The 23,737-nt window shown below is 42.7% G+C and carries 22 protein-coding genes; 6 read left to right on the top strand and 16 right to left on the bottom strand.

Annotated elements, in window-relative coordinates:
* Window positions 1-8: 8 nt before the first annotated feature.
* The 7 genes from ASG46_RS06360 to ASG46_RS06330 form a co-directional block, all read right to left on the bottom strand.
* Window positions 9-1,724: a DUF2334 domain-containing protein gene (locus ASG46_RS06360; protein ID WP_045035036.1), complete on the bottom strand. Its 1,716-nt coding sequence runs from the start codon at window positions 1,722-1,724 to the stop codon at window positions 9-11.
* The gene (locus ASG46_RS06355; protein ID WP_024720232.1) at window positions 1,714-2,565 is read right to left on the bottom strand and encodes a GGDEF domain-containing protein; all 852 of its coding nucleotides are present in this window, start codon (window positions 2,563-2,565) and stop codon (window positions 1,714-1,716) included. The genes ASG46_RS06360 and ASG46_RS06355 overlap by 11 nt, the downstream gene beginning before the upstream one ends.
* The gene (locus ASG46_RS06350) at window positions 2,546-3,628 is read right to left on the bottom strand and encodes a glycosyl hydrolase family 8 (RefSeq protein WP_041508288.1); all 1,083 of its coding nucleotides are present in this window, start codon (window positions 3,626-3,628) and stop codon (window positions 2,546-2,548) included. The genes ASG46_RS06355 and ASG46_RS06350 overlap by 20 nt, the downstream gene beginning before the upstream one ends.
* 197 nt (window positions 3,629-3,825) lie before the next feature.
* Window positions 3,826-6,012, bottom strand: a complete 2,187-nt coding sequence (locus ASG46_RS06345; RefSeq protein WP_056703736.1) for a DNA topoisomerase III — start codon at window positions 6,010-6,012, stop codon at window positions 3,826-3,828.
* Window positions 6,013-6,084: 72 nt separating this feature from the next.
* Window positions 6,085-7,140: a tartrate dehydrogenase gene (locus tag ASG46_RS06340; RefSeq protein ID WP_056703733.1), complete on the bottom strand. Its 1,056-nt coding sequence runs from the start codon at window positions 7,138-7,140 to the stop codon at window positions 6,085-6,087.
* Window positions 7,141-7,239: 99 nt separating this feature from the next.
* Window positions 7,240-8,172, bottom strand: a complete 933-nt coding sequence (locus tag ASG46_RS06335) for a DMT family transporter (protein ID WP_045035032.1) — start codon at window positions 8,170-8,172, stop codon at window positions 7,240-7,242.
* Window positions 8,162-8,989, bottom strand: coding sequence for an AraC family ligand binding domain-containing protein (locus tag ASG46_RS06330; protein WP_045035044.1), 828 nt, complete (start codon window positions 8,987-8,989; stop codon window positions 8,162-8,164). Before ASG46_RS06330 ends, ASG46_RS06335 begins: the two co-directional genes overlap by 11 nt.
* Window positions 8,990-9,142: 153 nt before the next feature.
* On the opposite strand from ASG46_RS06330, the gene ASG46_RS06325 reads away from it, so the two are divergent.
* A complete protein-coding gene (locus ASG46_RS06325; protein ID WP_045035043.1) occupies window positions 9,143-9,817 on the top strand; it encodes a GntR family transcriptional regulator in 675 nt (224 codons plus the stop codon).
* Window positions 9,818-9,946: 129 nt separating this feature from the next.
* Window positions 9,947-10,243, top strand: coding sequence for a DUF3817 domain-containing protein (locus tag ASG46_RS06320; protein ID WP_008347156.1), 297 nt, complete (start codon window positions 9,947-9,949; stop codon window positions 10,241-10,243).
* A 57-nt stretch (window positions 10,244-10,300) separates the two neighbouring features.
* On the opposite strand, the gene ASG46_RS06315 is transcribed toward ASG46_RS06320, so the two are convergent.
* Window positions 10,301-12,550, bottom strand: coding sequence for a hypothetical protein (locus ASG46_RS06315; RefSeq protein WP_235562218.1), 2,250 nt, complete (start codon window positions 12,548-12,550; stop codon window positions 10,301-10,303).
* A gap of 160 nt (window positions 12,551-12,710) precedes the next feature.
* On the opposite strand from ASG46_RS06315, the gene ASG46_RS06310 reads away from it, so the two are divergent.
* Together ASG46_RS06310 and ASG46_RS06305 are read left to right on the top strand one after the other, a co-directional pair.
* Complete coding sequence (locus ASG46_RS06310; RefSeq protein WP_024720228.1) at window positions 12,711-12,929, top strand: hypothetical protein; 219 nt, start codon at window positions 12,711-12,713, stop codon at window positions 12,927-12,929.
* A gap of 13 nt (window positions 12,930-12,942) precedes the next feature.
* Window positions 12,943-13,125 (top strand): hypothetical protein, encoded by a 183-nt coding sequence (locus ASG46_RS06305; protein ID WP_008347162.1) that lies wholly within the window; start codon window positions 12,943-12,945, stop codon window positions 13,123-13,125.
* Window positions 13,126-13,719: 594 nt separating this feature from the next.
* On the opposite strand, the gene ASG46_RS06300 is transcribed toward ASG46_RS06305, so the two are convergent.
* Window positions 13,720-14,142: a pyridoxamine 5'-phosphate oxidase family protein gene (locus tag ASG46_RS06300; RefSeq protein WP_008347166.1), complete on the bottom strand. Its 423-nt coding sequence runs from the start codon at window positions 14,140-14,142 to the stop codon at window positions 13,720-13,722.
* Window positions 14,143-14,435: 293 nt separating this feature from the next.
* Entirely contained in the window at window positions 14,436-15,305 is an 870-nt protein-coding gene (locus ASG46_RS06295; protein WP_024720227.1) for an SDR family oxidoreductase, read from the bottom strand.
* A 155-nt stretch (window positions 15,306-15,460) separates the two neighbouring features.
* Here ASG46_RS06295 and ASG46_RS06290 point away from each other — a divergent pair, with 155 nt between their 5' ends.
* A complete protein-coding gene (locus ASG46_RS06290; protein ID WP_056703728.1) occupies window positions 15,461-16,072 on the top strand; it encodes a class I SAM-dependent methyltransferase in 612 nt (203 codons plus the stop codon).
* 16 nt (window positions 16,073-16,088) lie between these two features.
* Here the strand turns inward: ASG46_RS06290 and ASG46_RS06285 are convergent, their stop codons facing one another.
* From ASG46_RS06285 to ASG46_RS06275, 3 genes are all read right to left on the bottom strand, one after another.
* Window positions 16,089-18,176: a BglG family transcription antiterminator gene (locus ASG46_RS06285; RefSeq protein WP_039166154.1), complete on the bottom strand. Its 2,088-nt coding sequence runs from the start codon at window positions 18,174-18,176 to the stop codon at window positions 16,089-16,091.
* A 121-nt stretch (window positions 18,177-18,297) separates the two neighbouring features.
* Entirely contained in the window at window positions 18,298-19,380 is a 1,083-nt protein-coding gene (locus ASG46_RS06280; RefSeq protein ID WP_045035028.1) for a C45 family autoproteolytic acyltransferase/hydolase, read from the bottom strand.
* Window positions 19,381-19,473: 93 nt separating this feature from the next.
* Entirely contained in the window at window positions 19,474-20,100 is a 627-nt protein-coding gene (locus ASG46_RS06275) for a GDSL-type esterase/lipase family protein (protein ID WP_045035027.1), read from the bottom strand.
* A gap of 414 nt (window positions 20,101-20,514) precedes the next feature.
* On the opposite strand from ASG46_RS06275, the gene ASG46_RS06270 reads away from it, so the two are divergent.
* Window positions 20,515-21,150, top strand: coding sequence for an FMN-dependent NADH-azoreductase (locus ASG46_RS06270; RefSeq protein ID WP_024720223.1), 636 nt, complete (start codon window positions 20,515-20,517; stop codon window positions 21,148-21,150).
* Window positions 21,151-21,184: 34 nt separating this feature from the next.
* Here ASG46_RS06270 and ASG46_RS06265 read toward each other — a convergent pair whose 3' ends face one another.
* The 3 genes from ASG46_RS06265 to pxpB are packed head-to-tail and all read right to left on the bottom strand — an operon-like array spanning window position 21,185 to window position 23,720.
* Window positions 21,185-21,958, bottom strand: a complete 774-nt coding sequence (locus ASG46_RS06265; RefSeq protein WP_041508280.1) for an IclR family transcriptional regulator — start codon at window positions 21,956-21,958, stop codon at window positions 21,185-21,187.
* Between the two features lie 14 nt (window positions 21,959-21,972).
* Entirely contained in the window at window positions 21,973-22,977 is a 1,005-nt protein-coding gene (locus ASG46_RS06260; RefSeq protein WP_045035026.1) for a biotin-dependent carboxyltransferase family protein, read from the bottom strand.
* On the bottom strand, window positions 22,974-23,720 hold the full coding sequence (gene pxpB / locus ASG46_RS06255; protein ID WP_045035025.1) for a 5-oxoprolinase subunit PxpB: 747 nt from the start codon (window positions 23,718-23,720) through the stop codon (window positions 22,974-22,976). The genes ASG46_RS06260 and pxpB overlap by 4 nt, the downstream gene beginning before the upstream one ends.
* Between the last annotated feature and the right edge of the window lie 17 nt (window positions 23,721-23,737).

The raw sequence follows: 23,737 nt of genomic DNA, 5'->3' as shown, positions 1-23,737 counted from the left end.
ATAAGATATCAGCCACCTGATTTTCTCTCCTTAAAGATCCGTTTTTTCATCGTCAGCCTTAAATACAATGTGTAAAAAGCAAATGCCACAATAAAGAGCAGCACCACCATTGTGAGTATTCGAAGCATATTTTCCATCCCGCTTCGTTTGTTTGTTTTTGGTTCAGCTATATTGGATTGCTCTATTTGAATATGTCCATTTCCTGCTGTTTTGATCTGGACATTCTGAGTTTGAACAGTCTGTTTTGTTTTCTTTAAATCTAGCCATTCACTAGAAGGGATCGCATCCATTTGTGTGATTACATCTTGCAGCCCATCTATCTCCGCTTCCACATCATAGGACAGCCCAATGGCGGCGGATTGGATATGCTGCATGGATTGAATTGTTTGCTCAGTCAGTATGTTTGCACCTTCTTGGTCAGACGCTGTATCTATAGACTGTTCAGGATATAAAGTCATGCCATGAAGCATGGCGGGTGTCGACAAAAATGGTGATTCACTACTTGATTTCCATGTACGGTCTGAGAGCTGCACCTGCCCAAATAGACTGGACATATGGCGGGAAATCACTTCATAGCCTTGCAGGGAAATGGCATCATTCGGCACTTCAAATGCAAGCGGATATAACCCCTGCTGCGCGAGCAGTTCAATGCCTTTTGTCAGCTTTTCTTCTGTATAGATGGCTTCTTGATGTTGATTGGATGTGATATACGCATTAAAATCTTTTTCATTCGGAAAAAAGCTTTTGTTCAGCTGCTGATCAGCTTTCTCTGGTTCATTTGACGTAACGGGCTGATCGTACTTTACATCCCAGAATTCAAAGCCTTTACCCGACTCCTCCGTTCGATACGTACGGCTAAACCCATGAAGAACGACACTAGCTCCATTGCTTTGCAATTGTGTTAACACGTGGACAAGTTTAGGCCGGTCACTGAGCGTCACTTCATCCCCTGTTGCTGGATCAATCCATATAGGGGTCACCGCCAGCAGAAAAGGGATATGGCGAGCTGTTACGTATCGTCCAAGTTCAAGTAACTTCTTCTCATCCGTGACGGGGTTAATCTTCCCAATCTGTAAGTACTTTGTCGTCGTTTGATTAGAAGACGGCAGGAGACTTTCCAGCACCTCTGCAAGCAGCTTGTCGTGCTGAAGGATATTTAGCATTCCGACATATGCCGCACCTTCTTTTGTTTGAATCACAAATGGCTGTTCAGCTTGATTTTTCTTCAATAAGAATTTACGTTGCAGATCTGTCCCTTGAACCGTCTGAGCTGTGATTCCTCTCTCTAGCTGACGGTATTCTTGATCATCAGTATCTTTGATTTGACTGATGTGATCTTGTTTGTGAAAAGTAAGCTTGGAGAATGGACGAAGCTGTTCCGCATTGTATCCTATTGCGATTAAGCGTTTTGATTCGTTTATGAGACGAATGGTTTGTGATTTCAACGTTCTCTTTTCTTCACCTATATAGATAACTAGCTGAGAGTCATTGAGGTTCTTTTCAGTGATTTGTTCATCAGATAAAATGGTCGTTCGTGTGGAAAAATGCCCCACAAGTACATCAAGCATATGAACAGTTGGCGTTGTCTCACCTGATTGTGTGGAATAGACGATGAGGGTCCTGGACTCTTTCTCAAGTGCACTGGCTGATGTACTGTCATTGATCGAAAGCATAGAGAAAAGAACGATTAACAAACAACATTTCGTCAAAACATTAAAGTTCATTCATCATCATCTCGTTTTCTAGTTCTTCTAAAAATTGCTCTGGTGTCCGATAATCCGAGCTGCTTGTTAAATGACAGACATGAAAGGTTAAGGTCACTTCACGGCCATTTAGCAGGACATGCGTTTGCAGTTTGTCCTTTAGCTTATCAAGAACGATCGAGACATTTTCTTCAGGTGTGTGAGTGAGCAAGAGACCCATTCGTTCTTCGGATAATCGAAATTTCTTATCGGTTTCTCTCACACTTTCGCGAATCTTCATACTAAGTTGCTGGAAAAGATGTTGCATTTCTTTTTCTCCATATAATGTTTTGAATTCCGCTGAGTAGTGCATATGAAGAAGGATAAAGACGAATGGCTGTTTGTATCGTTCTGCTCGTTTCATTTCCTCAGACAACTCGAGTCTCATCCGCTCTGCATTGTCAAATCCTGTGGTTGAGTCAATCGCTACAAATTGTTTGATGGCCCTCTTTTGTTGGTCAATGGTGTAACGCATCGTTTTTATTCGCTCATGCACGTTTCCAGCAGAAATAGCAAAAAAGAGAAGCGCCACGCCCCATATCACGACATCTTGCAACGTTTGATGAGAAAAGAGTGAATTTGTGTGACCAAGCTCTGTAAAGAACATCCCGCTTCCTATAAAGAACAAAATCAACAAAGTAAAAACCAATGCTGGCAAAATACCAAATAAAATGCCGCATCCTATCACGACAAATGTGAGTGTGATGATCATGACACTCTCCGCATCACGTCCATTCAAGTAGCCCATAAATAAAATGAGTCCCGCAAACGTGAGGAGCACCGTATAATACGTGCGATAGGTGTTACTGAATAACCTTTTCATTTAGAAGCTCCCTTTCTGCAATTAGAGGCAATAAATTATCAAATGAGTGTGTATCTTTTTCGTTCATATAGCCTCCGTAATAAGGCTTGAGAGGATCTTGGATTTGCAGCTCTTTCATTCGGTGATAGACGTCTGTTGCAAAATCATCTTCTCCTTGTTTGAGTGCATATAAAATCACCAATGCATAGACTGAAGGCGATTCATACGTCACTGCTGGCTGTAATGTGCTCAGTTTATATCGTCCATACAGTTTTCCTTCCTTTTGGAAGTTGGTTTTCAGCCATTTCATGATGACTGTTGTATCAACCTGTGCACGTTCAGCATAAAGAGCCGTATAAAGTTGGTCGATCAAGTTGATTTCCTGATCAAATGAGTAGACCTTTTTCGCTATGTCATAGGATTTTGGAAAAAATCCTTTTTGTCTCGGTGCATTTTTTAGAATGGCCAATTGGTTGTTCATCATTTGTTCTGTGAATAGGTGGAGGGATACTAGTTCTTTGATTGCTTTTGGGTCAAGATATGAAAGTGTGATTGTATGTGAAGTTTGCTTTGTCGATGCATCATAATAGTCGGTCAACATACCCTTGAACATGTTTTTGTCTTTTAACGCTTTGGCGATTTTTTTGGCTGTGGTTTGATACACTGACTTCTGCCACAATTGATCTGCTTTTTGAAGCGCTGTTACTACACGTAAGTCATCAACTAAAGCATTGACTTTGCTTTTTTGATGAGATTCGATTTGCCAGCTAAGAAGATCATGTTCCAGTAAGAATTGAGTGCGCAGGAGGTCTACCTGTTGATCAAAAGATGTTTGATCTTTTTTTCTAACAAGATAATCCATCCAAAGTCCGAGCGATTCCGATAAGTAGGTAGGCTGCTCCGCAAGCGAGGTCCGGATCATGCCTTGATCTGTCATTAAGTGGTGAGTCATAAAGTACTCTCCTGACAATACTGGCTTTGCAGGTTCTGGTTGAGCTGAATGTTGCTGCTGTTTCCAGGTACATCCGCCTAGTAAAATGACAATAAGTATAGCGATAGCTGTACGATGTATGGGTGTATCCATTCGTGTCCCCTTTCAATCCTTGTTCTCTCTAAGCATCTAACGATTTATTATAGAGCGTTTCTGTTTAAATGAAAATAAATATTTTATACCAAATTACGAGTCTTTTCGCTTACATATTCCCATTTACAGAAAAACAACATGTCAAAATACTCTAACAAACAAAAAACCCATGCGAATTCACATGGGTTTTTACACAACTATTGATCTAATTTTAATTTCTTCAATTGTTCTGCAAGTGCGTTATTGATTGGTTCTTCCACTTTCTTTTGTTTCTTCATATATTTAGACACATCGTGCTTACTGGCTCGTTTTTGATTGGATTGTGATTTGCGTTTTTCGAAAACAGACAGTTTCTCTCTATGACCACAAACACAGGCAAATATTTTGCCATCGCCTTCCCCGCGCAGCTCAAGCTTTTTATGACAGTTCGGGCAGCGTGCATTTGTTTTCTTTGCCACATTTTTTCGATGTCCGCATTCTCTATCCTGACAAACAAGCATGGTGCCGTTTTTCCCGTTCACTTTTAACATGAGTTTTCCGCAGTCAGGGCAATGTGTGCCTGTCATGTTGTCATGCTTAAAGGTTTGGTTCGTTTGTTTGATTTCAGATACGGCTTGTTTTGCATATGACTTCATTTCACTCATGAATTGAGAAGCTTTCAATTGACCTTTCGCAATTTTAGAAAGCTTTTGTTCCCATTCCGCTGTTAACGCAGGTGACTTTAAATCTTCAGGTACTAAAGAAAGAAGCTGCTTCCCTTTCGATGTGATGAAGATGTCTTTGCCTTTTTTCTCAATTAAGAAGCTGTTAAACAGTTTCTCAATGATATCAGCTCTAGTTGCCACTGTCCCCAATCCACCCGTTTCACCAAGGGTTTTCACTAAGTCTTTTTCCTTGTTCTCCATAAATGCAGACGGGTTCTCCATGGCAGATAAAAGGGTCGCTTCGTTAAAACGAGCAGGAGGTTTCGTTTCGCCTTTTGTCTCTTTTAATTGGCGTACGTCAAGTGACTGCCCCTCTGTTAATGCCGGCAAGTGCTGATCTGCTTCGGCTGATTCCTCGTCTTCATAGGAATCATCGTACACGGCTTTCCAGCCGGCTGATTGCACAATTTTTCCTTTCGCTGTGAATGTCTCACTGCCGATCTTGGCGATCACTGTTGTTTCCTCATATTCAAAAGGGGTCATCAGTACAGCGAGGAATCGCTTGGCAATCAGGTCATATAATTTACGCTCTTTATCGCTTAATGCACCTGGATACAGCTCTTCCTCGGTTGGAATGATCGCATGGTGATCTGACACTTTGGCATCGTTGACAAAACCTTTATGTGCTTTAATGCCTGATTGTAGAATGCGATTCACATGCTGCGCGTAAGGTCTAACGTTCATTCCTTTGAGTCGATCTTTTAATGTAGGCACGATATCTGCCGAAATGAAACGTGAATCCGTACGCGGGTATGTGACGAGCTTATGCTGTTCATACAGACGCTGAAGTGTAGACAGTGTTTCTTTTGCTGAAAAACCGTAGCGTTTATGGGCATCACGCTGCAATTCTGTCAGGTCATACAACCCTGGAGCAAAGGATTTTTTCGCTGTTTTTTTCAGTGCATCAATCACTGCAGGTTTTCCTTTACAGGCTGCCAAACGCTCCTTCACTACATCCTCTTGGAATGTACGGTTTTGTTTTGTCTTTGCATCCTGCCAAGTCAGCGTCAGTCCGTCTACTTGTGCAGTCAGCCCAAAGAACAGCTTCGGCTGGAATTGCTGAATGTCTTCCTCTCGCTTGGCGATCATAGCAATCGTTGGCGTTTGCACACGTCCACAGGATAACTGCGCATTGAACTTCGTTGTCAGCGCTCTTGTTGCGTTGATCCCTACAATCCAGTCTGCCTCTGCACGCGCTACCGCAGAGCGGTACAAGTTGTCATACTCTCTGCCATCTTTTAATCGTTTGAACCCTTCTTGAATGGCTTTGTCTGTAACAGACGAAATCCATAAACGTTTTAGAGGCTTTTTCACATGTGCTTTTTCAAGAATCCACCTTGCCACAAGCTCCCCTTCACGTCCAGCATCTGTTGCGATGACAATGTCTTTTACATCTTTTCTCGCCAGCTGCGCTTTGACCGCTTGGAACTGCTTCCCTGTCTTTTTCATCACGACAAGCTTGAGTGGTTCTGGAATAATGGGTAAATCCTCTAGGCGCCAGGATTGAAATTCTTTCCCGTAGCCTTCTGGATCAGCCAGTGTCACCAAGTGGCCAAGCGCCCACGTGACAATGTATTGATCTCCTTCTAAGAAACCATTTCCTTTTTTATGACACTTCAGTACGCGTGCAAGGTCACGTCCTACTGAAGGTTTCTCTGCTAATACAACTGTTTTTGACACGAAATTTCACATCTCTTTCTTCTATCCATCCTTTTATTATAGCAGACGTGGAGATGCGGTTCTAATGACGGATTATTTCTTCAATCGTTTAATGATTTCGTTTGTGACCTCTTGTGTTTGATAGGCTCCGCCGATATCTGCCGTTAAAAAGCCGTCTGCTGTGACAGATTCAATCGTATCGAGAAGGTGTGTGCCTAATTCTTCCTCTCCGAAATGATCAAGCATGAGTTTAGCGGTCCAGATTTGTCCAATAGGGTTCGCGATGCCTTTTCCAGCGATATCTGGTGCTGATCCATGTACTGGCTCAAACATAGATGGATATTTACCATTTACATTGATATTGGCTGCTGGTGCGACGCCAATACTACCCATTATGGCGGCACCAAGATCCGTCAAAATGTCACCAAATAAATTGCTGGCGACGATGACATCGAATTTCTCTGGTCTTGTGACAAAGAAGGCTGAGAGCGCATCAATGTGCTGAGAATCTGCCTCCACCTTAGGGTAGTCCTTTGAGACATCTTGAAACACTTCATCCCAAAATGGCATGGTATGCACGATGCCGTTTGACTTTGTTGCACTTGTTACATGCTTTCGTCTCTTTTCTGCTAATTGAAAAGCAAAATGCATCGCACGTTCTGTCCCTTTTCTAGAGAAGACGGCATTTTGAATCGCAAGCTGATCCTCCCCTTGATAAATCCGGCCCCCAATTTCACTATATTCGCCTTCTCCATTTTCTCTTACAACTAGTAGATCGAAATCTTTTGGCTGAGCAAGCGGAGAACGGATGCCCTTTAGCTGTTTTGCCGGTCTAACGTTGATCACCTGCTCAAATTCACGTCTAATTTTAATGAGCAATCCCCAAAGTGATACATGATCCGGCACTAAATTGGCATCTCCGACTGCTCCTAAGAAAATGCTGTCAAAGGCTTTTAGTTGTTCCAATCCATCCTTTGGCATCATTTCGCCATGCTCTAAATAATACTCACAGCTCCACGGAAAGTCCTGAAAGGTGAAAGACAGACCGCCATGCACATCTGATACCGCTTTCAAAACTCGAATAGCTTCAGGCACAACTTCCTTTCCAACCCCGTCACCTGGTATCGCTGCAATTGAAACATGCTTCATTGATTTTTCCCCCTTTGTTATCGGTCGACCGTCGACCGTTTCATTTGAGTTTACTAAAGAGTGCGTGTTCTTACAATGGACAAAAGACGCTTTTTTTGATCAAAGCGCCTTTTTATCTTGCATCAGCACATGGGGCTTCTGTTTCTTTCTTCCCGCACTTTTTTTATCTGAAAGCAGCAAACCTCCTAAGGTCAGTGCTGTTCCAAGCCCAGACATGAAGGTCAAGCTCTCGTGAAGAACGATCATTGAAATGATCATCGTGATAATAGGCACTCCATAAATATACACACTTGATTTCACCACACCGATCGTCTTCACGGAAAAGCTCCATGTCAGAAAACAAATAGCAGATGCAAAGACGCCTAAAAACAGCAAGTGGAAGGCAAACGATGGATTGGTCAACCGCTCCCAGTCTAAACGAACCTTAAAATGCCAGATCAGTGGAATCATCCATAGCAGTCCGTAAAAGAAGACACGCCTTGTTACCTGAATGATATGGTAGCCATATTGGTTGATCATCTTCGATAAAATGGAATAGAATGCCCAGACGATGGTTGCTGTTAATGCTAAGGCATCACCGAGTGGATTCAATTGAAACGTCGTCATTCCATTCATGCTAATCAGCACGATTCCCGTCATCGCGATGAAAAAGCCTATGAAAAACCGGCTGTGCAGCGGCTCATCTTTTAATAAAAAATAAGTCAATAAAAAAGAGAAGCATGGGACAACGGAGCTGATGACACCTGCATTCGAAGCGAACGTATAAGTAAGTGCGACATTTTCTAAAAAGTAATATAAGACCACACCGCATAAACCTGCCAGCGCAAACATCCCTTCATGCTTTTTACTTTGCACCTTCATCGTAAACGGATAGATGATCATCAGAGCCAAGTACCCTATAAAAAAACGGAAAAATAAAATCTCTGTTGGAGAAAAAGCCGTTAATAATATTTTGGTAGAGATAAAGGTAGATCCCCATAAAAAAATGGTGAACATGGCCGCTAAATGACCGAGCAGCTGTTTATTTTTCATCAGCTGTTACCTGCTTTACAAAAATTTGCTGATACTGCCCTGGCGTGAGCCCAATAAATTCTGAAAAGAAATGACTCAAATGACTTTGATCAGAAAATCCAGCGGAGGCAGCCGCATCTACAGGCTTCACTCCTTGGGCGAGAAGCTCCTTCGCAAAGTTCACTCTGACTGTCTGTAAATAACGATACGGCGTGATGCCTCTAAACTTTGTAAAAGCACGCAGCAATGAATATTTGTTCATGGACACAAGCTCGCCTAAGTCTTCTAACGATATATTTTCCGTGAGGTGTGTTTCGATATATTGCTGTACGTCTCGGACTTTTTGTTCGTTGGCACGTGTGGCTGATGCTTTTTCCTCTGAGGTATCAGCATAGGCTTCAATCAATTGTTTCATAAAGAAATAGAAGGTTTCCTGTTTATTCAAAGCAGGAGCTTCTTCTGTGATCATTTGATGTAGATCATATAATGGCTTTGTTAGTTCACTTTGTGAAAACACAGGGGCTTTAAAATGCGGTTTGTGCTGAAAGACCTTCTCTAGCAAACCTGCTTCAATATTTAAGCAGCGATAATCGAGTGTCCTGTGATCAATTTGTTCACATGCGTGATTATCATACGGATTAAAAAGAAGGATATCACCTTTTTCAATGATGTATTCTTGATTTTGGCAGACCAAACGTCTTTGACCGTCTTCAATAAATCCAATCACATAATATGTATGAAAATGATTCGGGAACTTTTGCATGATGCCATGAAAGCGATATGCCTCTATTTGTAAGTCTTGATCAAAATGTACAGTTCGTTCCTCTTGTGTGTTCATGTCGATCCCTCTTTTCGCTGAACTGATCATAAGTGTAGCACACCCCTTTTCTCTTGGATTGTACGATATTGACTTTTTGATGCAGGCTTGCCTAGAGGGAAAAACTTGGATAACATGAGACAAAAGATGATGTATAAAAGAGGGAATGATGGCATGAATTCATTCGAGATGGAAAGACCAACACCGTATCACATGCAATTTTATGAACAGCTGAAGCAAATGATTTTTGATGGCCAGTTTCAGCCAGGAGAGCGCATCAATGAAACACAGCTTGCCAAACAATTTGGCGTAAGCCGATCACCGGTAAGAGAGGCGATGAGGCTGTTAGAAAAAGACGAGCTCTTAATCGCGGATCATCGATCAGGCTATTCCGTCTATACGTTAACAGAAAAAGATGTCGAGGAGCTTTATCAAATTCGGGTAGCTTTAGAAACACTTGCTGTTGAGCTTGCCTGTAAGGAAGCCGTGCAAAGAGAAATGGATGAAATTGAGCAGGTTCTCACGCAGGCGGACGAAGCGATCAAGCAGCAGCTGCCCTCTAAAGAGATCGTCCAGTTACATGAAGCCTTTCACCAAAAAATCATTTTGGCGAGTCACAATGACCGCTTATCCAAACAATTGAATCACGTAAATGCACTCATTCACTATTGCCGCATCTTTCATTTTAGCGGCGGGGCTCGTGCTGAAACCATTCAAAGAGAGCATGCAGCCATCTATTCTAAAATAAAAAAGCGCCGCTCCACAGAAGCCGTTCAAGCAATGACGGAGCATTTATTGCATGATGTGATGCACTTAAAGCAAGTACTCTCTGAAACAAACAAGGAGTAAAGGACTTTTCCCATTTTTTAAGCATTCCATGAACATATTTTGAATTTTTCGTAGATTTCCGCATGTCCAGACGATCTTTCGTTTATATTAGAAGATGAGAAACTAGCTTTTATACAGGAGGATTTGTATATGCATACAAGTATTAGCCGTCTGAGACAGGCGGGTTTTATTGAGGGTATGTCTCTTTTAACCCTTCTTTTAATTGCCATGCCTCTAAAATATTTTGCGGATATTCCGATGGCGGTCACCATTGTGGGCTCTCTTCATGGCGCATTGTTTGTGATCTATATGCTCATTTTGGCATATGTGACATTTAAAGTTCGCTGGCATTTGAAATGGTCCATCGCCGGATTCTTTGCGGCATTCATTCCTTTCGGCAACTTCGCCTATGATAAGGTGCTTCGCCAGTATGATACAAAAGCTTAATCAAAAGGGCTAAAACGAAATTCGTTTTAGCCCTTTTTCTACACGCTGAAGTATTTTTTAAATCGATGCATATTTCACAATGGCTGCTTGACGTGTCATTTCGTGATATGCCACCCATAATTCATCACCTGGCAGTACGCTAGTGATCGGATCGATTGGCTGTTTCACTTCATACATCACGCCATCTCTCTCAATCTGAATGATCGCTAACGGCTGGTTGCCGATGACACCGGAAAATGTGACATGGGTCACTTTTGCACTTCCTTGTTTCTCTTGCATAAGACCCATTTCTCTATCCAGCTCTTCTTTCTTTGTCTGGATCGTGATTTGAGTGCCGGCTGCGACCTGCATATGATCAGGGATGAATTGGCTGACCGTTTTTGTGATAGACTCATCTCCGTTTGAAACCGACACATCAAGCTGAATTGGCTTTTGTTCATGGATGGCCATTGGATATTGCTTCACACGCTGGATCGTTCCTGTTAACGTCACATCTTTCCCCGCACGATTCCGCACTTCATGCCCATAGGCTGCCATTTTCAACTGACCGCTGATGTCAACGAGATCGGCTTTTTCTCCTGTTCTAAACTCAAAACCAGCAGCTTGAATCATCGGAATGGTATACCTTTTCTGATCTGCTTCAAATGTAAGCGATAAGACGGTGCCTCGTCCTACGGTTCCATATGATTCTATGTTTCTTAAAATAGCGCCTTTGATGAACTTTGGCTCACTCGGCTGCGAGAAGTCACCCTCTTTTAAGAGCATCGCTTTTTTCTTTTTCGGATTGTAGAGAATGGCGATACGCTGACCCGGTTGCGGTATCTGAGTATAGGATACAACCGTTTTAACCGCCTTCTCGATATTTTCCCCATCATATTGAAATTGAAGCTGCATGTTGACCAGCGGCTGTTCATTGATGTAGGTACCCGTTTCTTTGACAGATACAATATTGGCTTCTAATGTGACACTGTCTTTTATCTTGTTCTTTCTCACCAGTCTCAAAATCGGCGGCAGGAAGATCGCTAGCACAAATAACAGCAGTGGGATCAAGAGCCATATCGCCCAGTTGAGAATGAGTGGTCCGCCCTTCATGACATATTGCATAAAGGTGTCAACAGACGTTTGGTGGGCTGGACTGGCATTTTCGATTGAGATGACCTTTTGCAAAGGGAATTCCTTTAGCTGTTTGCTTTTCGCCTCAAATGCCCCCGTTAATTGGTTGCCAAGTGAATAATAGAGCCAATTGCTCTTCACATTTTTATGAAAAGAGAGATCTTCTTTTTGTAAAGATTCATATGACAACGACTGAGACAGCTTGCTGGCAGACGTCGCCTTATTCGTGCGATGATTATAAATATAACCAGTCAGCTTGCCTTTTGCTTCGTCCTTTGCTGTAGAGCCTGCAAGAAGAACTTCTTCTTCATTCAGCTGGTAGATAAAGGTTTGGTAAATCGGTTTTGGTGTTGGGACGACTTCCCCAAGCCTTCCCTCTGCATCCACTTTCCTTGGTCTTTTTGGATAGTTGGATTCGACAGCGACAGCAACGTTTTGTGATGATCCGATCGTTTTTTGCAGCTGCTGCACAACTTTATCTTCAATGAGGCTAAACGGTTCAGCACTTTTGGAGACATAGACCCCAAGCTGATGCTTCTCGTTTGAGATTCCGCTGACATATGCCTTCTGGTCATTTTTCAAAGTCAATTCAAACATAGGGAATGGGGTCTGCCCTCTAAAAGAATTCATGACGACATCGATGGAAACAGGTCTTGCTGGCAGTTTTAGCTCGTTGAGATTGTGCACATGAAACTGACCATTCTTTAGCTCACCAAGGACCGCAGAGGCACCTTCCCTCTCTCCTGTAAACAAGAGTCGTCCATTCCATTGATATGTACTCGTTTTTAAAAACGAGGGAATCTGTAGATTTTGCTTAACGAGCTCTTTCTTTTCCCCGCTCGGCGTTAGTTTCTCGATCAACAGCTGCCCCTCTTTATTTTTTAAAGCAAGTAAGAGGTTGTTCCCTTGAATAGATGGCAGCATTTCATTAAACGTATCGCTTTCCGTGGTCCATTCACTGATTCTTTTTCCTGATTGAGGATCATACATTGCAAAATGGAGCTGCTGGTTTTTTGATACAGCACTCACCACTCGTTTTCCTTCATCGAATGTAAATATTTGTTTGACGTCATATTGCGTCGCTTTCCCTGCTGACAAATCATCTTGGTAATGGTTCCACACCAAGACACTAAGAATGATTGCTGGAATAAAGAAGACAATATACCTGAGGAAAATCACTGGTATTCTTTTCACTTGATCGCTTCCTTTCATGGAGTTCCTTTTTCTTATACGTCAGTGCAGCGAGAATGTTTCATGCTAGCAGAATACCATTCCAACTTTCTAAATCCATATTTTACATATTTGATTGTTTACGATAAAATCCAATCAGATTCAAAAAAAGGATGTTATCTCAATGGATAAGCTATCATCAATCATTCTAGCGGCTTGGCTGCGTGTTCCTCGTTGGTTCAAGCAAGGGGTGCTCGTATCTATTACCATTTTCTTTTTTTATATGTGCTTTGTAAAGGGGCTGACTAGCTGGTACACCTTGCCGCCTGTCACTTTGCTCGCATGCGCCATTTGTTCCTTTTTCATCTGGATGGTATGGCTAAACAGTCAAAAAAACAAGTAAAAAGGAGAATTTCATGAAAGAATCCATCTTTTATTTTGCTATCTCTTTTGTTCTTCAATGGGTTTGGTTTGGGGTTGTGCATCCAGATAGAGGCGTGACACTGCTGGACATGTTGATCTTCTCTATTTTGTTTACGGTGATGTTCTTTTTTATTGGCCGGATTTGGAGGTATCAGAAGAAAGGGCGAAGTGAGTAATGATGAAGCATTTCCTCTTTCTGTCGATGAGTGTTCGTTGTTCTATTGTTGGCGGCGGATCTTTTTGAAGGAGATATCATGCGGACGGTGTCCGCTTTTATCTTCCTTTTTCCTATTTTATTGTTTAAAACGTAAAAAGGCTGCCAAATAGATGGCAGCCCGTTTCTTACTCTTTTCATGCAAATAAATAATCAATGTTTAATCTCCGTCACGGAGTGTATGAATTAAGATTCGATCATATCAGTGTGTCATATGTGTTCCGAGTGAACCTACGTTTGAAAGTAAACGCCATGGAAGTTCTGGATAACAAGACAACGAAAGCCCTACCTCTCATTCGTCCTTACGGCTCCGAAGCCGTGCCAGTGTGAATTGTAAATCAAAACGTCTTTTTTCCATTCTTCCGCTTTTATAGGGGGGCGGTTGCAGAAGGAAAAGAATAAGTTTGTTCGCTTTGACAGCGTCTCGTTCTTATCAAGTAGAAGCTCTATTGCTTCTCATTATGTCATAGAAAAAAGAAAGTTTACTTTCTTTATTTATTTGCTATTTCAACACTTAATATAAAACTATAACACGTTCCCCCAACTTACGCAAGTGTTAAAGTGATAATTCTGCTGGTGTCCGGTTTCCTTCGTTCATATAACGAATAGAGGTTGGGTCAATCTTAAGGATCACTAGGTTTGGATCATCTTTTCCTTTAAACCATTTCTCCATCTCATCTGACCAAAGGCGGTCGATCAGTTCTGGATCATCAGTTAATGTGGCTTTACCTGCGATTTCTGCATATGTGTCCCCAAATCCTTCACCTGAATAACCAATGAGAATATGAACATTCGGATTTTTTTCAATCTCATCCGCTTTATGTGTTTCTTTGCTTGTTGGTGTATATAATGTCAGCCCTTCATGAAAAAAAGTCATATAGCGGGTATGCGGCTTATCTTGTTCAACAGTCGCCAATGTTCCCACTTTTTGTTCGTCTAATAAGTTCATTACCTTTTGCTTTAACTCTTCTTGTGACATGTATCTTCACTCCTTCAAAATGTCATCCGTACTCTTAGGTTTCCACGACAATCCATTCATTAAACAAAGAAATGTGTTTTTCATAAAAAGACATCTTCTAGCTGATGCTATAAAAAACGGATACATTGAAAGGGGAAGTTGAATATGCATCATGAAACGATGTTCCATTTGAGTTCACTTGTTATTGCAGCGGTTGTTGTGGGCATTATCATATGGTCTGTCTCATCTGTACAGAAGAATCGGAAGAAATACTAAATACACCGCCCAATCAAATCTGGGCGGCGTGCTATTGATCATGTATTCATAAAGGAACCGCCGTTGACATGAAGTGTCTGTCCCGTCATATAAGACGATTCGTCCGAAGCAAGCAGTACATAGCAGCCTACATGCTCCACAGGCTGTCCTGGTCTTCCCATTGGCGTCTCGGCCCCGAAGCTTTCGACACTGTCTTCATCAAATGTAGATGGGATGAGTGGCGTCCAAATTGGACCGGGTGCTACACCGTTTACTCGAATTCCATCTTTCACAAGCGACTGTGCCATAGAACGAGTAAAGCCGTTGATGGCCCCTTTTGTCGCCGTATAATCAATCAGTACCTTGTTGCCTCGATACGGGTTAATAGATGTTGTATTAATAATGGAACTTCCCGGTTTTAAGTAATCGAGTGCCTTCTTCGTAAAATAAAAATAAGAATAGAAATTGGTTCTAAAGGTTTGGTGAAGCTGTTCACTAGAAATATCTTGAATACGTTCTTTCGGATGCTGTTCGGCCGCATTATTGACTAAGATGTCCAGCTGTCCAAAGGCTTCAACTGTCTTTTCTACCGCTTTCTCGCAAAAGGCTTCGTCCCCGACATCCCCTGCAATTGTTAAACATTTGACGCCTTCCTGTTCTACACGTTTTTGCGTATCCTCTGCATCCTCATGTTCATTTAAGTATACGATCGCGACATGAGCTCCTTCTTTGGCATACGCGACAGAAACGGCACGTCCAATTCCGCTGTCTCCACCTGTAATCAGCGCTACTTTTCCTTTTAGCTTACCAGACCCTTTATACGATTCATCCTCATAGATCGGCGCAGGATTCATTTCTCTTTCACTGCCTGGCTGCTGATCCTGCGTTTGGCGCGGAATGCCATTTGTTAAGTATTCACGTAAATCCATGTGTAAGCTCCTCCTTGATTTGTTGATGTATCCTTTCATTACCACTTCATTTTTCCACTCAAACATCCCTATGCGTCATCGATGCGTTTTGAAAACTGACAGGTTTCAGGATGGGGAAAATCGGTTACATAAACATAAAAAAGGAGCGTTCTCACATGCTGTCAACCATTTCTAAAACCTTCAGCAGACCAAAAGGCTGGCTCGGAAGCATCGCAGGTTTTATTATGGCAAATGAAAATAAGGCACTGAACCAATGGGCGATCCAGCATTTAGATTTATCAGAAGGTGAAAACATATTGGAAATAGGCTATGGCCCCGGCTATAGCATCAAACATATGCTCAAGCATTATGACGATCTTCACATTGATGGACTAGATGCTTCTTTAACTATGAAGGAACAGGCGCATTCGCGTATAAAGAAACGATCCAAAGAGAAGCAGGTCAGGCTGTATGTCGGGAAAATTGAAAGAACGCGCCTGCCGGCGGATCAGTATGACAAAGTACTTTCTGTTAACAATTATACGATTTGGGATGACCCAAAGGCTGGCGCACTCAACCTTTATCACACCTTGAAGCCGGGCGGAACACTCGTCATTGTGATGCAACCAAGAGAAAAAGGAGCGGACGCCAATCGGACAAAAGAAATGGGCGAAAGCATCCTCAATGATTTAGAATTTGCTGGATTTGATCAGTTTTCTGTTGAATATGAAGAGATTCGTCCCACCCTCGCTGTCTGTGTCACAGCAAAAAAGCCGAGAAGCGAATAAGCTCTCGGCTTTTTTCTTACCATTTTGCCTCTTTGACAAATTGATAAAAAAGTTGATGTAATTTCTGTTCAATCTCTTCCTTTGTTCCTTGTCCATAAAGCGCCATGCTTTCTTCGCTTTCAATGATAGATGAACTGATCAGGCTAAACATTTCAGACCCTTCTTTGCCAAGCTCTAGCGGCGCTAGCATGAGGAGCATTCTGGACATAAGCTGCTGCCCGCCATCCATGCTTTTGATCTCGTATGCCTCATCAAGATCATAGATATGAAAGACCGGTTTTTTAATGAGATCATGCTTTAAGTGAAAAAGAGCAAACTCGGTTCCTGGAATGCCTAAACCACCTTGCTGCTCACGCTCAAGCAAACCGGCTGTCACTTCGTCTGCACGTTCTAAATAGCCTTGACTTTCAACCTGACGCATCAGCTCTCTCATTGTTGACTCATGCTGCTCCGTCGTCTTCTTTTTTTCGATTGTAAAATGGGACAAGATGCTGCGAATCACTGACATATAATTCGTGATTTGCTCTGCCATCCCTATCATATCAACCGTTTCCTCCACCGATTCTTTTGCAGATTCCTGCGCTCTTTTTTTCTCAATCAGATAAGGAATTTTTCGTTTAATATGAGACTTGACCCGCACCGCGTCATCCTCGTTTAAGAGCGGGCTGACCATAATGTAATCAATATGCTCGTAGGGGATCGGCACGGTTGATACGATCATGTCATAGCTTGTAGCGTCGATTTCCTTTAGCTCCATTAAGGAAGATAGATCGAATTTGGCGATCTCAGGCAATTCTTTTTTTAATCGTGATGCGAGCATTTTTGACGAACCGATACCGCTTGAGCAAACGACCAATGCATGAATCTTGGTTTCTTCTTTTTTAATTTCAAGCACCGAACCAAAATGAAGCACGATAAAGGCAATTTCATCCTCAGGAAATTCGATCTCAGGAAAGAAGCGTTCCACACCTTCTTCAATCGCCATGAACAGCAAGAAGTAGTCTTTTTTTATTTGTTGTGTGAGCGGATTGTAAATCCGCATCTTTTCTTTTAATCGGTTCATAGCTGGTTCAAGATGAGACACGAGTCCCTCATACAATGAATCGTTTTCATTTAAATGATAGCCTGTTTTATGAGAAATAAAGTCAATGAGTTTCTTCGTTCTCAGCGCGATATCTAACTCAATCTCATCAATGCGGTATTCTGCCGTAAAGCTTCGATTTGCACTGCGCAAATGGATGGTCATGTATCCAACTTCAGCTTCAGGAATCTCTACATTAAACATGCGTTCTAATGCTCGCGCGATTCTGAGTGAAGATTCAAATTCCTTCGTCCGCTTTAATTCAAGCAATTCTTCCTCTTCCATCCGAATGGTTTCACCGATTTGAATGCGTTCAATGGCATAGGTCAAGTGAACGACAAGTGCAATATAGGCACTATCTGACAACGAGAGAGAGAGTCTGTTTTTCAAATGAAAGAGCAGCCTTTCTACCTTGAGCAGCTGTCCTCGACTGACTACCCCAAACACCTTTTCAGTCGCTTTCGTTCGATGTTTAATATTCATCTCAATCGTTTCGAGAAATAATTGAATGTCGAGACGGTCAACGATCAGGTTCCCGACAATTTTTCGTTTGGCTTCCTCCGGTCCTTTTAATTCAATGCCGTACCCACGCTTGCGGATAAGCAGTAAACCGTAAGGAGCGATCCAGTCCGTCAGTTCATCTAAGTCGTAGCTGATGGTCGCATTTGTGACCTGCAAGTCGGCTGCAAGTGTATATAATTTCACCGGTTCTTTTGCTTCAAGTAGGGCACACAGGATTAAGAGCTTCCGTTCATCAGAACTATATTCAATTTGGTCTTCATTTGAAATATGAGACAGAAGCCGCTGTTTGTCTTCCTGTTCACCGACCGCCTTCAAGCCCTTCCCCGGCTGTTTATCAAGTGATAGGTTGTAATTCTTTAAAATAGGTTTAATGGATTTAAGTTCTCTATGAATGGTTCTTGTACTTACCTGAACAGAATCGGCGATCTCACGAATGGTGACATAACGATTTTGCTGAATCATATATTTGATCACTTTCTGTTCTCGTGCCGTTATGTACATGAAATGCCTCCTTCTGCTTAAATAGGTCTATTGTCACACTTTAATATAAAACGCTTTCACTGATCGATGCAACCTGAAGTTGATCTAAATTTGGCACACAGGCTGTGACAAAATGAAAGACTCACACGTTTCTCCAAAAGGAAGGTCCATAATCCTTTTGATGAAATTGAATCGTTTGTTCATGAAATGGCAGTGTGCCCCCGACCTTTAATGAATAGGTAGGATTATAGACGGGAGAGCCAAAGCAATACTCCATCGTCCCTTCCTCCGGCCGAAACATGACGGTTCGCATCGTCCCAAACAGCTCTTCATAATTGTGCACAGTCAGACCAGCAGGGTATTCTGTCTGAAATAGTTCCGTAAGAGACTCGCTTGACGGCTGTTCTTCTAAAGCTTGAATTAACATGTCGTACCTGACAACAGAATGATGTTTCGTCAACCCTTTTGCCGTGTGATCAGCGAGCGGATGGTTCGTAGCCGCAATAAATCCACGCTCCGGCCTTCTCACCTTTTTTTGCCCATCAATCATTTCAATCACAGCCGCCTCTCCCTTCCGGTCAGCAAGCATGAGGTGAACATTTGACGCGACGGGCATTTCCTGTACCAAACGGACGGCATCCTCCACCGTTTTACAGGACTCTAGCACAGCACGAATGACATGATATACTTGCAAGCCAGCAACAGCCGGCGGCTTTAAGCCTGGTTCGTTGCCAACAGGCGGACCGCATGCAGAAAATGTTACCGATAGACCATGCTCATTCATCCCATCCGATCGACCAAATAAGATTAATGATGAGCCTGTATGGACTGCTGAGCCCTTCACATGTGTAGATACAAGACGCATATCATCAAACAGCGGAGAAAAATCATAGTTGCGAAGCATCACCGTCTGTTGATTGGCAGCCTCATTCCCCTGCATCACACAATGGGAACAGCCTGGCTGAAGATGCGAAGAATAGAAAAAGGTCAAATCGCTTTCATCTATTTGCATTTCATCACAAAATCCCGAGAGCTCTTCTTCTAACTGAGGAAGAAACGGTCGAATCAGCTGCTTTGTTTCCTTCACAGCCTCTTTTGATAACGGTTCTGATTGAATGTATTGTTTCTTAAGCAAAAGGCGTTCCTTCAGCCAAATAGCCTGCTGCTTTCCTACCTCATAAGCTGTTCCTTTCAATTCATGAAAATACGCACTCATCTCCTGCATGCATACACCTCTTTTGTCTTAGTTTCTTTTATCATATCGAAACAGCCCTTCATTTAAAAGAATGAAAAAAACTGTAATCCCGCGGGATCACAGTTACTTAAAGGATTGTTGAAACAGCGCTTCTGCCATTGCTTCATATCCTTTGTGGTTCGGATGAAATTGATCAATCGATAAGTATGCGCTTTGATGACCTTCAAATACACCGTAAATATCCACCACTTCTACATGTGGATTCGTAGCAAGCTGGCGAAGGTGATGGTTGTATTGCTTCAGCCATCTCTCGGCGATCGGAATCTCAGGAAAAGGATTATATAAATTCAATAAATATACGCAGTATGGTTGATGCTGCCCTCTTTTTATCAGGGCGATTTCTTGAACCATTTTGCTAAAATTCGCCTGACAATGCATAGACGCTTGCAGCAGTGTCTTTTCATCTTCACCTTTTTCATACTGCAGAACAGCTTGAACAAGATCATTCCCGCAGCCTGTGATGGTGATGATGTCAGCATGAGCAATCGCCCGCCTTACATCAGACCGCTGAAAAAGCTGCAAGATCTCTTCCGTTGTTAACCCTGATTTCGCAAATACGGACAGTTTCACCGGTATATGCAGCTTCTTTTCAAGCTTCGCCGCATATCGCTCCGTAAAACCGCCGCCAAATAAACGTGCCCCCACCCCAACCGTTAAGGAATCTCCAATCGCAACATAGGATCGTCCCACTCTTATCCCTCACTCTCTCCTGCCTTCTCTTATATATACGAAAAAGAAGAAGAAATGCTTGTAGCAGATGGCTTAAAGGCATCCACCTTTTTTTTCAAAGACGCAGGATGAGCGCATTTACAAACACTTTACTTGCGATATCGATCCATTTTTTGTTCAATGGAAGTAGGGTTTTTTGCTTAAATCGCGGACTTGAAGCGTTTCAGAAAAATTTACAAACTTTTTATCTTGATTTCAAGACTTTATACCTTGACTTCAAACTATATAGTGATTACAATGAAAATATCAGTTTTTATGTAACTGTGCTTGTTACATCTTTTTCGTAGCATTCCAATATGATTAAAGATGCCACATATTCAGTGTATCTTTGGGATACGCTAAAAAAATCATTGAAACAGGAAGGATTGAATGAACATGGCAAAAGTTTTATACATCACTGCACATCCGCATGATGAAACAGTTTCTTACAGTATGGCTACTGCTAAAGCATTTATCGAATCTTATAAGGAAGCAAATCCAAGTGACGAGGTTGTACATATCGATTTGTACAAAGAAAACATTCCTCACATTGATGCAGATGTATTCGCTGGATGGGGCAAGCTTCAATCTGGTGCTGGCTTCGATACACTTTCAGCTGAAGAGCAAGCGAAAGTTGCTCGCCTAAACGAATTAAGCGATCAATTCGTTTCTGCTGACAAATACGTATTTGTTTCACCACTTTGGAACTTCTCATTCCCACCAGTTCTTAAAGCATACATCGACTCTGTTGCTGTAGCTGGTAAAACATTCAAATACACTGAGCAAGGTCCTGTTGGATTACTAACAGACAAAAAAGCGCTGCACATCCAAGCACGTGGCGGATACTACACTGAAGGTCCTGCTGCTGAACTAGAAGCAGGTCACCGTTACCTTGGAACAATTGCAAACTTCTTCGGTATTCCTTCTTTCGAAGGTCTTATTGTTGAAGGTCACAATGCTGAGCCTGCAAAAGCAGAACAAATTAAAGCAGATGCGATCGAACGTGCAAAAGCTTTAGGTAAAACTTTCTAATCATGAACACGCAAAGAGCCAATGATCTTAACGGTCATTGGCTTTTTATTTGTTCAGTTGCAAAACCTAATTCTTTTGAAATGCCGCTGGCCGCTTTTTTGACCTGCTCAATTAAATAAGGAAGCCGTTCCTTTTGATAGCCAGCCTCAAACCCTGCAATACTAATGCCTGCTGCCACTTCTCCGTGATGATTGAAAATGGGCGCTCCAATAGCCGCAGTATAGTTTTCAAGCTCTGAATAGCTTAAGGTATATCCACGCCTGTTTGATTCTTCGATCATGTTTCGCAGGACATCTTTATCGGTAATGGTTCCGATCCCGATTTTCCCGAGCTCTACCGAATCAATATAGGAAAGTCTCTCTTCCTCTGGCAAAAAGGAAAGAATACTTCTCGCACAAGCTCCCGCATATAATGGGGATCTTCTTCCGACAGCGGTATAGAGCCGGACAGGCTGCGTTCCTTCCATTTTCTCCACATAAATGGCTTCATCTCCTTCACGAATAATGAGCTGAACAGCCTCACCTACCTCATCACGCAAGTTTTCCATAAAGGGCCTTGCAATTCTACGGATATCAAGGCGGTCTGCGACAAGCTGACCGTATTCAAGGAACATCAATCCTAATCGGTAAACACCTGAAGGATGCTTTTCTAATAACCCCATATCGGCTAACGAGTTGGCCATTCGGTGTACAGATGTTTTGGGCATGTTCGAGAGCTCAATCATGTCATTTAACGTTAATTGTTCGCGAGTGATAAAAAGCCGTAATATCTCCATTGATTTCACAACGGTTTTATTTGTGTTCTGCATGTTTCTCACCTTTTCTAAAACGAAAATGCTTCGAGTTTTAATCTTGCCGTCAGGTCCTTCATCTCTGCTTCTTGTGTGAATAAGGCTTGCTCTGCTTCTTGGCGGTCAATTTGTTGAAACGTGAGATTCGCACCAGGCATCGCCTGAGCAATGAGCGGCAAATCGACTGTTGCCACCTCACCAATTCGGGGATATCCACCTGTCGTTTGACGATCTGCGAGCAGAATAATCGGCTGGCCGTCAGGAGGAATTTGAATAGAGCCAAAAGCAACCGCTTCTGAAATCAATTCAAGCTTTTGCTTTAAACGTATCGGTTCTCCTTTCAATCTGCATCCCATACGATCAGATTGGGGAGTGACCTGATAAGACCGTTCGAAAAAAGCTTGCTGCGATTCTTCCTGAAAATGAGATAAATGTCTGCCTGCCAGCACCCGAATGACTGGTGATTTTCCGAGAGGCAAAAAATGCGCATGATTGACTGTCCAGTCTGGCGCACGTTCCCCTCTGCTTTTTAACATGTGAACGAGGCGCTCCGCCAGTGGTGATGGTTCTCCCATTGGCAGGACGTCTCCTTTTTCTAGCGGACGCCCTTCTATCCCGCCTATCTTCGCTCTGACATACGTACTTTTACTTTTCATCACCGGCTCAACATCAAATCCACCGGCTACAGCGAGGTAGGAGCGGCATCCCCTCTTACAAGGGCCAAAGGTGATCGTGCTTCCTGCTCGAATGAAGAGTGGTTTCCATAGAGGCGCTTGTTCCCCGTCAATCTCAATCTCCACATCAGCACCAGTCACAGCGATCAGCTGATCCTTCTGACATGTCAACACTGGGCCGGGCCCCATTAAAGTGATTTCCAGCACCGCTTCGTTTTCTTGATTCCCGGTGAGGATGTTGGCGATTCGGAGCGAGAGCAGGTCCATGCCGCCGCTCGTTAAAACACCGTACTTCTGATAGCCTATTCTCCCTTTATCTTGAATGGTGGTGAACATTCCTGGCTTGATGACATGAATACTCAACGATCTTCCTCCTTCATGCTGAAAAATTCCTTTTCAGACAGTTGAACAAATCGAACCTCGTCCCCTGCCTTTAGTAGACTAGGTCTCTCAGCATTCGGCCGAAATAAGGACAAAGGGGTTTGTCCAATGAGCTGCCAGCCTCCGGGTGTAGATATCGGATAAACCCCTGTCTGCTTCCCCGCAATACCCACAGACCCTTTCGGAATCGACATTCTTGGTGTTTCTCTACGCGGAGCTGCAATTTTTTCAGAAAGTCCGCCTAAAAACGGGAACCCAGGAGCAAACCCAATCATATAGACAAGATACGTCCCGGATGTGTGAATGCGTACAACTTCTTCAGGCGTCAAACCATTGATACGGGCGACTTCTTCTAAGTCAGGACCGAGCTCTCCTCCATAACATACAGGAATGTCGACGATCCGGCGCTTTGCCTGATTCCCCTCCTGCCAGTTGTCTTCAAGGAGGTTTTCAATATAGTCTTTGACCCATTCATACGGAGAGATTGCACGTTGCTTAAGCTGAGCAGATTGATACACCTTGTAGGGCTCATAAAAGACGGTCACGTTTGTAAAGGCTTGAACAGCTTCCACATATCCGTCAAATGGATGCTGTTCAATACATGAAAACAGCTGCTTCACACGCTCATGAATGTCTTCACTTATGTCAGTCCCGGCTTGGATGACAATGGCTGCGTCTCCTAGCGGGTGGAACGTGATCGTATCTTTTATCGTTGAAAATGTCACTTTTATGACACCTCTCT

The sequence above is a fragment of the Bacillus sp. Leaf49 genome, from assembly GCF_001426125.1.
Classification (GTDB): Bacteria; Bacillota; Bacilli; order Bacillales; family Bacillaceae; genus Bacillus; species Bacillus altitudinis.
The sequence above is the reverse complement of the archived record's forward strand: the minus strand, read 5'-3'. Positions and strand labels throughout refer to the sequence as shown.

Excerpts from the sequence above, each read along its gene's own strand:
- ASG46_RS06360 (WP_045035036.1), bottom strand. The coding sequence starts at position 1,724 with ATGAACTTTAATGTTTTGACGAAATGTTGTTTGTTAATCGTTCTTTTC.
- ASG46_RS06355 (WP_024720232.1), bottom strand. The coding sequence starts at position 2,565 with ATGAAAAGGTTATTCAGTAACACCTATCGCACGTATTATACGGTGCTC.
- ASG46_RS06350 (WP_041508288.1), bottom strand. The coding sequence starts at position 3,628 with ATGGATACACCCATACATCGTACAGCTATCGCTATACTTATTGTCATT.
- ASG46_RS06340 (WP_056703733.1), bottom strand. The coding sequence starts at position 7,140 with ATGAAGCATGTTTCAATTGCAGCGATACCAGGTGACGGGGTTGGAAAG.
- ASG46_RS06335 (WP_045035032.1), bottom strand. The coding sequence starts at position 8,172 with ATGAAAAATAAACAGCTGCTCGGTCATTTAGCGGCCATGTTCACCATT.
- ASG46_RS06330 (WP_045035044.1), bottom strand. The coding sequence starts at position 8,989 with ATGAACACACAAGAGGAACGAACTGTACATTTTGATCAAGACTTACAA.
- ASG46_RS06325 (WP_045035043.1), top strand. The coding sequence starts at position 9,143 with ATGAATTCATTCGAGATGGAAAGACCAACACCGTATCACATGCAATTT.
- ASG46_RS06320 (WP_008347156.1), top strand. The coding sequence starts at position 9,947 with ATGCATACAAGTATTAGCCGTCTGAGACAGGCGGGTTTTATTGAGGGT.
- ASG46_RS06310 (WP_024720228.1), top strand. The coding sequence starts at position 12,711 with ATGGATAAGCTATCATCAATCATTCTAGCGGCTTGGCTGCGTGTTCCT.
- ASG46_RS06305 (WP_008347162.1), top strand. The coding sequence starts at position 12,943 with ATGAAAGAATCCATCTTTTATTTTGCTATCTCTTTTGTTCTTCAATGG.
- ASG46_RS06300 (WP_008347166.1), bottom strand. The coding sequence starts at position 14,142 with ATGTCACAAGAAGAGTTAAAGCAAAAGGTAATGAACTTATTAGACGAA.
- ASG46_RS06295 (WP_024720227.1), bottom strand. The coding sequence starts at position 15,305 with ATGGATTTACGTGAATACTTAACAAATGGCATTCCGCGCCAAACGCAG.
- ASG46_RS06290 (WP_056703728.1), top strand. The coding sequence starts at position 15,461 with ATGCTGTCAACCATTTCTAAAACCTTCAGCAGACCAAAAGGCTGGCTC.
- ASG46_RS06285 (WP_039166154.1), bottom strand. The coding sequence starts at position 18,176 with ATGTACATAACGGCACGAGAACAGAAAGTGATCAAATATATGATTCAG.
- ASG46_RS06280 (WP_045035028.1), bottom strand. The coding sequence starts at position 19,380 with ATGCAGGAGATGAGTGCGTATTTTCATGAATTGAAAGGAACAGCTTAT.
- ASG46_RS06270 (WP_024720223.1), top strand. The coding sequence starts at position 20,515 with ATGGCAAAAGTTTTATACATCACTGCACATCCGCATGATGAAACAGTT.
- ASG46_RS06265 (WP_041508280.1), bottom strand. The coding sequence starts at position 21,958 with ATGCAGAACACAAATAAAACCGTTGTGAAATCAATGGAGATATTACGG.